Origin of the sequence: Streptomyces lonarensis, from assembly GCF_012033735.1 — a bacterium.
In the GTDB taxonomy this organism is placed as follows: domain Bacteria; phylum Actinomycetota; class Actinomycetes; order Streptomycetales; family Streptomycetaceae; genus Streptomyces; species Streptomyces lonarensis.
This window is the reverse complement of the sequence record NZ_JAAVJD010000456.1, coordinates 1-1,494: the sequence shown is the minus strand read 5'-3', so window position 1 is coordinate 1,494 and position 1,494 is coordinate 1. Positions and strand designations below refer to the sequence as shown.

1 protein-coding gene is annotated in these 1,494 nt (G+C 74.5%); it reads left to right on the top strand.

The window, feature by feature from the left end; all coding sequences use genetic code 11:
- Positions 1-132: 132 nt before the first annotated feature.
- On the top strand, positions 133-1,437 hold the full coding sequence (locus HCN56_RS25490) for a M18 family aminopeptidase (protein ID WP_167974999.1): 1,305 nt from the start codon (positions 133-135) through the stop codon (positions 1,435-1,437).
- Positions 1,438-1,494 lie beyond the last annotated feature (57 nt).

Below are 1,494 nucleotides of genomic sequence, written 5' to 3'. Positions count from 1 at the left end.
GGATGGCGAGCTGCGGGACGCGCAGCAGCGGCCGGTCCACGTTGACGAGGACGGAGTCGCCGCCGCGCAGCGGCAGGGGCCCGGCGAGGCCGGGAGGCGCCGCCCGGGGCAGCCCTCCGTATGCTGGCTCGCATGAGCGCGCTACCGACCTTCGGCCCTGACCACACCGACGGCCTGCTGACGTTCCTGTCCGCCTCCCTTTCGCCGTACCACGCCGTGGCCACCGCCGCCGAGCGTCTCGTCGAGGCCGGCTTCCGCGAACTGCGGGAGACCGACGCGTGGGACGGCGACAGCGGCGGACGCTTCGTGCTGCGGGGCGGCGCGATCATCGCCTGGTACGTGCCGGAGGGCGCGACCCCCGCCACGCCGTTCCGCATCGCCGGCGCCCACACCGACTCGCCGAACCTGCGCGTGAAGCCGCTGCCCGACGCGGGCCGCCACGGCTGGAAGCAGGTCGCCGTCGAGATCTACGGCGGCACCCTCCTCAACACCTGGCTCGACCGCGACCTCGGCCTCGCCGGGCGCCTGACGCTGCGCGGCGGCGACTCCGTCCTCGTCAACGTGGACCGGCCGCTGCTGCGCGTCCCGCAGCTCGCCATCCACCTCGACCGCCAGGTCAACGACGGCCTCAAGCTGGACCGGCAGCAGCACATGCAGCCGGTGTGGGGCACGGGGACCCCGACCGAGGGCGAACTGATCGCTTTCCTCGCCGCCGAAGCGGGTGTCGAGGCCGCGGACGTCACCGGCTGGGACCTCATGGTCCACAGTGTCGAGCCCCCCGCCTACCTGGGCAAGGACCGCGAACTGCTCGCCGGGCCGCGGATGGACAACCTGCTCTCCGTGCACGCCGCGACCGAGGCGCTCGCCGCGCTCGCCGGCCGCGCCGACGCCGGCGAGCTCACGCTGCCGCACATCCCGGTCCTGGCCGCCTTCGACCACGAGGAGAACGGCAGCCAGTCGGACACCGGCGCCGAGGGCCCGCTGCTCGGCAACGTGCTGGAGCGGTCCGTCCTGGCACGGGGCGGCTCCGCCGAGGACCGCGCCCGCGCCTACGCCGGCTCCGTCTGCCTCTCCTCCGACACCGGCCACGCCGTGCACCCCAACTACGCGGAGCGCCACGACCCCGGCCACCTGCCGCGCGTCAACGGCGGGCCGATCCTCAAGGTCAACGTCAACCAGCGCTACGCCACCGACGGCAGCGGCCGCGCCGTCTTCACCGAGGCGTGCGAGCGGGCGTCGGTGCCGTGGCAGACGTTCGTCTCCAACAACGCGATGCCCTGCGGCACGACCATCGGCCCGATCACCGCCGCACGGCACGGCATCAGCACCGTCGACATCGGTGTGGCGATCCTGTCGATGCACTCGGCGCGCGAGCTGTGCGGCGCGGCGGACCCGTACCTGCTGGCCAACGCGCTGACCGCGTTCCTCGCCGACTGACGGGACGGGCCTCCGCCCGATCCGGCGGACGCGGCGGCGGCCGGGCGTGAACCGGCC

Coding starts and splice junctions, on each gene's coding strand:
- HCN56_RS25490 (WP_167974999.1), top strand. CDS start 133: ATGAGCGCGCTACCGACCTTCGGCCCTGACCACACCGACGGCCTGCTG.